Annotated in this window: 8 protein-coding genes; 7 read left to right on the top strand and 1 reads right to left on the bottom strand. The window is 37.4% G+C overall.

What is annotated here, in order from left to right; all coding sequences use genetic code 11:
• Both ON15_RS07065 and ON15_RS07070 read left to right on the top strand, forming a co-directional pair.
• Positions 1-818: SGNH/GDSL hydrolase family protein (locus ON15_RS07065; protein ID WP_010580792.1), on the top strand; the 818-nt coding region annotated here is incomplete at its 5' end.
• A 54-nt stretch (positions 819-872) separates the two neighbouring features.
• Positions 873-1,646: an epoxyqueuosine reductase QueH gene (locus ON15_RS07070; RefSeq protein WP_010580793.1), complete on the top strand. Its 774-nt coding sequence runs from the start codon at positions 873-875 to the stop codon at positions 1,644-1,646.
• A 223-nt stretch (positions 1,647-1,869) separates the two neighbouring features.
• On the opposite strand, the gene ON15_RS07075 is transcribed toward ON15_RS07070, so the two are convergent.
• Positions 1,870-3,231, bottom strand: coding sequence for a DHA2 family efflux MFS transporter permease subunit (locus tag ON15_RS07075; RefSeq protein ID WP_010580794.1), 1,362 nt, complete (start codon positions 3,229-3,231; stop codon positions 1,870-1,872).
• A gap of 280 nt (positions 3,232-3,511) precedes the next feature.
• On the opposite strand from ON15_RS07075, the gene ON15_RS07080 reads away from it, so the two are divergent.
• The 5 genes from ON15_RS07080 to ON15_RS07100 form a co-directional block, all read left to right on the top strand.
• Complete coding sequence (locus ON15_RS07080) at positions 3,512-3,781, top strand: ACT domain-containing protein (RefSeq protein ID WP_010580795.1); 270 nt, start codon at positions 3,512-3,514, stop codon at positions 3,779-3,781.
• Positions 3,782-3,795: 14 nt separating this feature from the next.
• The gene (locus ON15_RS07085) at positions 3,796-5,139 is read left to right on the top strand and encodes a PFL family protein (RefSeq protein WP_010580796.1); all 1,344 of its coding nucleotides are present in this window, start codon (positions 3,796-3,798) and stop codon (positions 5,137-5,139) included.
• Between the two features lie 248 nt (positions 5,140-5,387).
• A complete protein-coding gene (locus ON15_RS07090) occupies positions 5,388-6,143 on the top strand; it encodes a DeoR/GlpR family DNA-binding transcription regulator (protein ID WP_010580797.1) in 756 nt (251 codons plus the stop codon).
• Positions 6,140-7,060: a 1-phosphofructokinase gene (pfkB, locus tag ON15_RS07095; RefSeq protein ID WP_010580798.1), complete on the top strand. Its 921-nt coding sequence runs from the start codon at positions 6,140-6,142 to the stop codon at positions 7,058-7,060. The genes ON15_RS07090 and pfkB overlap by 4 nt, the downstream gene beginning before the upstream one ends.
• A gap of 33 nt (positions 7,061-7,093) precedes the next feature.
• Positions 7,094-7,997 (top strand): fructose PTS transporter subunit IIA (locus tag ON15_RS07100; protein WP_010580799.1); only part of this gene is annotated, 904 nt, incomplete at its 3' end.

Raw genomic sequence — 7,997 nt, forward strand, 5'->3', positions numbered from 1 at the left:
AACTTCGATTGACTGCTCGTCGACCACAACAATATTGTGATTTCTTAAGTACTTATGACTCAAGCTTGACAAATGCTGCTTTTATCCGGCGATATGATTGGTATCCTAAATTAAGTCAAACTTTTACTGCTCGCCATGGCTGGTTTTGCTTACGAGAAGTAGATTTATGGACCATGGCGCTACCAAAGGTGATTGAGTTTACGGGGGATTCACTGGCAGAAATGGGGCTGATTTCAGCTAGTTTGGATTATTTATTGCAAGCGCGGTATCCAGGCCATTATCTTGTCTTGAATTCTGGAATTGCAGGTAATCGATTTTTACAAAATGCTCCTCAAGATGAAGCGATTTTTCAAACTTTTGGTGAAGCTTTAATCACTCGTTTGCCGAACCGGCTAAAAAAAGTCAAGCCTAAATGTGTAATTTGTTTTGCTGGAATCAATGATTTACTACTGCCGTTGATCAGTTCAGCAGCTCAACAAACTCAATTTGATGCGAAAAAATTTATTGAATGGGTGACAAGATTTGAGCATGATCTTAGACAAGCAGGGAGTCAACTGATTTTTAGTGATCTTCTACCGTTTAAGCTTAGTCATGGTCAAACAACACATCCAGCAGATCAGCGGGCTCAACAGCAGCGAATTTTACTTAATCGTCAGCTGGATCAATATAATTGGACGTTTCAAGCTTCAAAGACCGCAATTGCTCAACAGCAACATTTTGTACCTGATTATGATTTAGGGGATCATTTGCATGTAAATAAAGCTGGTGGACAGCTTTTAGCCCGGGAACTGTTTAAAAGAATTGTCACAGATTGTTAAGCTAATCGAATGGGTATATACTTAAAGTATAATTTTGAAGCGAGGGTTAACGGGATGATTGATTTACACCTAATTTTGGACAAGATGAATCCTAATCAAAAAATAAATTATGATCGAATTATGCAGAAAATGATTCAAAATTGGCAGCTGAACGGACAACGACCAAAAATTTTACTACATAGTTGTTGTGCGCCGTGCAGTACCTATACCTTAGAATGTCTAACAAAGTATGCCGAAGTAACGATTTATTATGCAAATTCAAATATTCATCCGCGCGCTGAATATCAGCGACGTAAATATGTTCAGCAGAAATTTATTCATGATTTTAATCAAAAGACTAATAATCGTGTCCGATTTATTGCTGCCCCTTATCGTCCGCAAGAGTATTTTGAAAATGTTCGTGGATTGGAAAAAGAACCCGAGGGTGGCCAACGTTGCCAAGCTTGTTTTACCTATCGGCTTGATTTGGTGGCTGCTAAAGCAGTTGAACTTGGATTTGATTACTTTGGCAGTACTTTAACAATCAGTCCGCATAAGAATGCTCAAGTTATTAATCGTGTTGGCATTGAAGTTCAGAATTTTTATACAACTAAGTATTTACCAAGCGATTTCAAGAAAAACAATGGTTATCACCGATCAATTGAAATGAGTCATGAATACAACCTTTATCGACAATGTTACTGTGGCTGTATTTTTGCAGCTAAGGCTCAAGGAATCAATTTGCCGCAGATTCGTCAGGAAGCGCTGGAGTTTTTAAAGGGTAAAGATGGTGATCGTGAATTTCCTGAGATCCGCTTTATTTATGATCATCAAGAGGTTAAAGAATAGTTGGATTAAATTTATAAAAAGCAACCATATATTTGGCTGCTTTTTTTGAACAAATCTAAGAATCAATTGGAAACTTTGTTTACGTACGATAAACGACTGAAATATGAAAAAGTTTGGTAACTAACAATATGATGAATTATTCCGCTTGGAGGAGATAGTTGCTCAGTTGATAATGACAACATCGACTGGGAGTTAACCATTTTACTGGCATTAATCCAAAATGTCATTTTTTGACTTGGGGCTGATGAGTTAAATAAAACTGAAAAACAGCAATTAAAGTCAAAATTAAACAGAAAGTAAAGATAATTGATAAATGGACACCATGAGTTAATGAAGTTGGTAAATCAGCAATGACGACCATTATTGTCGTTGAAACTGAACCAGACACTTGGCGTAAAGTATTATTTAGGGCAGTTGCATGGCTAATATCTAAAGGTGCAACCTCAGTAAAAGCTTCGGACATCGCTGGAGAAAAGACACAGGAATTGCCAATCATTCGTAGCATATAGGCAACAATGATTATCCAAACAGGGGTTTGTTTAGTCATCAACGCTAATGGTAAAGCACCAACAACCATCAATAAGGCGCCACTGAAAATTAAATTTTTAGGGCCATGCGTATCATAATAACGTCCCGCCCAAGCAGCAAATAAAGCATTTGCGAATGCCCCTGGCAATAAGATCAGGCCAGCTTGCATGCTGTTGAGGCCCTTCACATTTTCAACAAAGATTGGCAAAATTTGTTCTGTCCCGATTAAGACCATAAAAGCTAACATTCCAATTAAAGTCATTAATGAAAAAGAATGTAATTTAACAATTTGAATTTTTAATAACGGTTGTTGTAATTTTAATTGACGACGACAAAAAACATAAACAAGGATCAATCCAACAATTAAAGAACCCCAACCGCCAACTTGATTTTTTTGGAAAGTTGTTAAACTTGACAAGGCCAATCCGGAACCGACTAAAGATAAAAAGACCGAAAGCAAATCAATTTTAATTGGCTGTGGCTGAGAAAAGTTTGGCAAAGTTACTAGACCGATAATCCATAGAATAATAAATAATGGAAGAAATAGAATAAATAAGTAATGCCATGAAAAGAAATGGAGAATCAATCCAGAGATAGTTGGTCCAAGTGCTGGACCCGAAGCAACAACTAAGCCGGACATTCCCAAAATGGTCCCTCTTTTTTCTGGTGGAAAAATGACGACCAAGGCAGTCATTTGAAAGGACATTAAAATGCCACCGGCGCCTGCTTGCAGTAAGCGGGCCAATAATAAGGATAAAAAGGAATTTGCGATACAACCTAAAAAAGTGCCCATAATAAACAAGCCAGTTGTTGCTAAAAACAAGGAACGGTTGGAAAATTTTTCATATAAATTGGAAGAAAGTGGAGTAACTATTCCGATAATTAAAATATAGCCAGTCGTTAGCCACTGGACTTGTGTCAAAGGAACTTGCAGATCATGCTGAATGACCGGGAGTGCAGTTACCATCATAGTTTGACTTGTTAAAGCTAAAAAAGAGGCAATCAATAAAACAGCGGTAACGATTGTTCTTTTTTGATGACTCATTTGAAATGACATAGTAGAACCTACTCTCTAGCAATTTTGTAATACTTAATTTATATTAATGATATTTAAACCATAGTTCAAGTAATTGAAAAAGAAAACGAACTATTTTTCAGCTATTGATTAGATAATTCACTATTTTTTATTCTTGCAAAAGAAGTTGCTGCAGGGGAAGTATTGATACTGTAGGGGATGGATCAACTTATTGGTTGTTTTAAATTTTCAAAGCTTAATTGCGAAATAATTCGTAAAAGGCTATACTTAAATTTAAATTAGAATAATGGAGGTGTCTGGATTGAAAGCAATCTTGACAACGATTGGCAAAGATCAGGTGGGGATTATTGCAGGAGTCAGTCAATTCCTAGCAGCAAAAAGCATCAATATTCTTGATGTTTCGCAAACCATTATGGATGGGTATTTTACGATGATGATGATGGTCGAAATCAAAGACAAGGATTTTGATTTTTCAGTTCTAACAGCAGGTTTGAATGATTTAGGACAAAAGCTCGGTGTTGAGATTAAAATTCGGCGGGCAGAGATTTATCAGGCGATGCATCAATTGTAAGAGGAGCAGGCTAAATGGAAACAAATAAAATTATTGAAACGATCCATATGATTGCGGATGAAAATCTTGATGTACGTACAATCACTATGGGTATTTCGTTGCTTGATTGCATTGATAGTGATAGTGATCGGGCGTGTCAGAAAATCTATCAAAAAATCACCGCCAAAGCTGCAAAGCTAGTGAAAGTTGGACAGCAAATTGAAGCTGAATATGGGATCCCAATTATTAATAAAAGAATCTCGGTTACTCCGATTTCGTTAATTGCAGCAGCTTCAAATGATGAAGATTATTTCAAATATGCACAAATCTTGGATAAAGCGGCTAAAGCAGTTGGAGTTAATTTTATTGGCGGTTTTTCGGCCTTAGTTCAAAAGGGATATCAAACTGGTGATCTTAAACTGATTAAGTCATTGCCACGAGTTTTAGCTGAAACAGAACTCGTTTGTTGTTCGGTTAATGTTGGTTCTACTCGGAGCGGAATCAATATGGATGCTGTTGCAGATATGGGAAAAGTCATTAAGCAGGCAGCAGAAAGATCGGTAATTGCAAACACTAAATTAGTTGTTTTTTGCAATGCAGTTGAGGATAATCCTTTCATGGCAGGAGCCTTTCATGGTGTTGGTGAAGGCGATACAGTTATTAATGTTGGCGTTAGTGGGCCAGGAGTTGTTAAACATGCACTTGAAAAAGTTAAAGGTCAGCCGTTGGATGTTGTTGCTGAAACGATCAAAAAAACGGCTTTCAAAGTTACTCGCATGGGCCAATTAGTTGGCTCAATAGCAGCTGAACGTTTACAGGTGCCCTTTGGAATTGTTGATTTGTCATTGGCTCCAACTCCAGCCGTTGGTGATTCAGTTGCTCAGATTTTGGAAGAAATTGGTGTCGAAAAAGTTGGCACGCACGGTACGACTGCCGCCTTGGCCTTATTAAATGACGCAGTTAAAAAGGGTGGTATTATGGCATGCAGTCGAGTTGGGGGCTTATCGGGAGCGTTTATTCCAGTATCTGAAGATGCAGAAATGATCGCAGGCGTTCAAGCAGGCGCGCTTAATGTTGAAAAACTAGAAGCAATGACAGCGGTTTGCTCAGTTGGACTGGATATGATCCCGATACCTGGTGATACACCAGCTGAAACAATTTCTGCAATGATTGCTGATGAAGCAGCAATTGGAATGATCAATAATAAGACGACGGCAGTTCGGGTTTTACCAGTCAAAGGTAAAAAGGTTGGTGAAATGGTTGAGTTTGGCGGTTTGATGGGCTATGCGCCAGTAATGGCGGTTAACTCAGCTTCATCAAAAAACTTAATTGATCGCCGAGGGTCTATTCCAGCACCAATTCATAGTTTTAAAAATTAACTAATTGGTTTTAAAAGATGACAAAACTGTCAGGATTCTTTGGCGGTTTTTGTCATCTTTTTGATTGATTTTGAAACATAAAGGCGCTAAGCTACTTTTAAATAGTTAACTAATACAACCTTTTGCTGAATGCCAGGTTTGCTTCAAGTCAAAAACGATCATTAATTTAAAAGTTATTGAATATTTATGGAAGAATTTGATTGATTTTTACTGATTGTCATGCTAAGATAATTAAGGAGGTTTTGTAAGTGCTTGCAGAAAAACGGCAACAAATGATATTAGCGTTTTTAAAGGAAAAAAATATTTTGAATTTGCAAGATATCTGTAATTTGACAGGTTGTTCAGAATCCTCAGCACGTCGTGATCTACAACGGTTGGAAAATCAAGGAGTACTGATTAGAATCCATGGAGGAGCCAAATTAAAAAATTCATTGCAGCAGGAACCTGATATGGTCAGAAAGGTTTCTAAGAACATCGAGCAAAAAAAGATGATTGCTAAATATGCAGCAGGTTTGATTCAGTCTGAAGATGTTATTTATCTGGACGCTGGAACTTCAACTTTGGCAATGATCCCTTTTTTAGCAGCTAATATGCATTTGACAGTAGTTACTAATGGAGTCTTACATGCTTCTGTATTGGCAGATCAAGGGATTAGAACGATTTTGATTGGTGGTGAGTTAAAGAACACAACGAAAGCAATTGTTGGGATTGAAACGGTGAAATCTTTAATGAAGTATCGTTTCAATAAAGTTTTTTTAGGGATGAATGGAGTGCATCTAAAATATGGATATACAACTCCAGATCCTGATGAAGCATCAGTCAAAACGGTTGCCAGTCAGCAAGGAGATCAAACTTTTGTTTTAGTTGATGATTCAAAGTTTGGGCAGATTTCATTTGTGAAGGTTGGTGATTTAGCAATTGCAAAAATCATTACAAATCAGTTAACACCAAAGATTTTTAATCAATATAGCGGACAAACAATTATTCAGGAGGTCACACAATGATTTATACGGTAACAGTCAATCCTTCAATTGATTATATCGTGCAATTAAAAGAACTAACGTTGGGTCAAGTTAATCGAATGGCTTATGATACAAAGTTGCCCGGCGGAAAGGGAATTAATGTTTCACGGATTTTAAAGGAATTAAAGCAGCCCAATACTGCTTGGGGATTTATTGGAGGATTTACTGGTAAGTTCGTTGAGGGACAACTACGGCGCCAAAACTTGCAAACGGATTTTACTGAAATTTCAGCGGATACGCGGATTAATGTAAAAATTAAAGCGCAAAATGAAACCGAGATCAATGGTCAAGGACCGGAAGTTTCTAATACCGAAATTGCAAAATTTAAAAATAAGTTTTCAGTTTTACATGCCGGTGATGTAGTAATTTTATCAGGAAGCTTATTACCTAATTTGAGTTCAGATTTTTATTTTGAACTGATTGAACTAATTAAAGCGCATCAAGCAGAATTTGTTATTGATACTACTGGAGAAAGCTTGCTAAAAACTCTTAAGGAGCAACCACTAGTCGTTAAGCCAAATCACCATGAATTAGCCGAGTTATTTGGCGTTAAATTCGACGGTTTAAAAGATATTGTTTTTTATGGTCAAAAATTGCTTGAAAAAGGTGCTAAACATGTTTTGATTTCAATGGCTGGTGATGGAGGATTATTGATTACTCCAACCAAGACATATTACAGTCCAGCTCCTAAAGGCAAGGTTATTAATTCAGTTGGGGCAGGAGACTCAATGATCGCTGGCTTTGTCGGGACTTATGCTGCCACACATGATCCATTGGAAAGTTTTAAATATGGATTAGCTTGCGGAAGTGCTACGGCCTTTTCAGAGGATTTAGCCGATAATAAGAAAATCTCGGAAATTTTGCCGCAAATCAAGATTGAGGAATTTAAACTTGATTAATTATTCAAATTTAAGATATGAGGAAGTGTAATTATGAATATTCGTGATCTATTAATCAAAGATGCAATGATTATGGATTTGAAAGCTTCAACTAAGGAAGCTGCCATTAATGAAATGGTTCATCAATATCATCTGGCTGGTGTAATTGATGACGAAGAGCTTTATAAAAAAGATATTTTAGCTCGTGAGGCAGAATCAACAACCGGAATTGGTGATGGAATTGCCATGCCGCATGCACGAGACAAAGCTGTCAAAAGGGCTGCTGTATTATTTGCTAAGAGTAAGCAAGGAGTTGACTATAATTCGCTTGATGGTCAACCGGTTAATTTGTTTTTTATGATTGCTGCTCCAGCAGGGGCTAACAATACGCATTTACAAGCTTTAGCGGCACTTTCAAGTTTGTTGATCGACCCCAAACTGGTTGCTGCTTTGAAACAAGCCCAAACACCAGAGGAAGTTCAACAGCTTTTTGCTGATGCACAAATTCAAAAGGAAGCTAAGGAAAATCAACAAGCAACAGCTTCACCAGCAAGTTCAACTGAGCGTCCATTTGTGGTGGCAGTAACAGCTTGTCCAACTGGAATTGCTCATACTTACATGGCAGAAGAATCGTTGAAAAAAACGGCTGAGGCAATGGGTGTTGATATCAAAGTCGAGACAAATGGTTCTGAAGGAGTTAAACATCAATTAACAGCTGATGAGATCAAAAAAGCTGCGGGAGTAATTATTGCAGCAGATAAAAAAGTGGAAATGGCACGCTTTAATGGTAAGCCTTTATTGAATCGACCAGTAATTGATGGAATTAAAAAAGCTGATGAATTGATTGGTAAAGCAGTTAAAGGTAATGCACCGGTTTATCATCAAGATACAACTGCGGTTGAAACAGAGGAGGAAGCTTCCAATGGTTCAGTTTGGTCAGAAATTTACAAAGACTTAA

Source organism: Liquorilactobacillus vini DSM 20605, assembly GCF_000255495.1.
GTDB lineage: Bacteria > Bacillota > Bacilli > Lactobacillales > Lactobacillaceae > Liquorilactobacillus > Liquorilactobacillus vini.